The sequence below is a fragment of the Limnofasciculus baicalensis BBK-W-15 genome (assembly GCF_024178385.1).
GTDB lineage: Bacteria > Cyanobacteriota > Cyanobacteriia > Cyanobacteriales > Coleofasciculaceae > Limnofasciculus > Limnofasciculus baicalensis.
Map to the genome: position 1 here is coordinate 1 of NZ_JAMZMM010000742.1, position 1,144 is coordinate 1,144.

Genomic DNA, 1,144 nt, shown 5'->3' on the forward strand with positions numbered 1-1,144 from the left:
CCAACAACCAATAACCAACAACCAACAACCAATAACCAACAACCAACAACCAATATAATTCGCTTCCAAATCGAAGATACTGGCATTGGGATGACTAGCGAACAATTAGAAAAAATATTTTTACCCTTTGAACAAGTAGGAAATGAACGTTACAAAGCCGAAGGAACTGGATTAGGATTAGCCATTAGCCAAAAACTGATCCAAATGATGGGAACAAAATTGAATGTAACCAGTCAAGCTGGAGTTGGCAGTATTTTTGGGATGGATTTACACTTACCAGTAGCAACAAATTTGACAAAGACAATGAAAACAGAGCAACCCTCGAATTCACAACCAGTCCAATTTGACACCGAATTAGCCCAAAAACTACCTTTACGCATTCTCCTGGCAGAAGATAATAAGGTCAACCAGAAGGTAGCCCTACACTTATTAAAACGGTTGGGATACAGTGCTGATATAGCTCAAAACGGACAAGAGGTTCTCGTCGCCTTGCGTCGCCAATCCTATGATGTCGTACTCATGGACGTGCAGATGCCGGAAATGGATGGACTAGAAGCCTCTCGTCGCATTTGCCAGGAATGGCCTAAATGTCAGCGTCCTCGCATTATCGCCATGACAGCCAATGCAATGGAAGGAGATAGAGAAAAGTGTTTAGCCGCCGGGATGAATGACTACATCAGCAAGCCGATTCGACTGGAGTCAATTGTTCAAGCCTTGAGTCAGTGCAGCGTTCTGAAAAATGCTTTGTAGAATTATAAAGATGCTCAAGTTTAAAGGTTTGTAACAATTTTTGAATTTTTGGCTGTAATTGTGCTTCTGCATGATATTGCAGCTTTTCAAGGGATGAAACCAGGCGTAGCTTATCGGGTAAGGGTAGGTCTCCAATCAATTCGTCAGCTTCCTCTAACATTTGCTCTTGCGCATCGGGTATCAGCTTCATCCAATTAGACAGTAACAAGTTGCGCTCTACGATATTCAGCTTCCATTGATATTCAGACATATTGCAATCCCATTTAAACCTTTCAATTTCTGAATTTCAGGACTAGAAAGGTTCTATCCGGATAGTTTTTTCAGATCAACAGGCGAGTCGATTAGGGTTTTTCTGTCGTATTGACTCGCCCCTACTCCCCACTCCCCACTCCCT

The 1,144-nt window shown here is 42.3% G+C and carries 1 protein-coding gene; it reads left to right on the top strand.

Features of this window, described 5'->3' with window-relative positions; translation table 11 throughout:
* Positions 1-750: response regulator (locus tag NJ959_RS29895; RefSeq protein WP_254015395.1), on the top strand; the 750-nt coding region annotated here is incomplete at its 5' end.
* Positions 751-1,144: the final 394 nt, after the last annotated feature.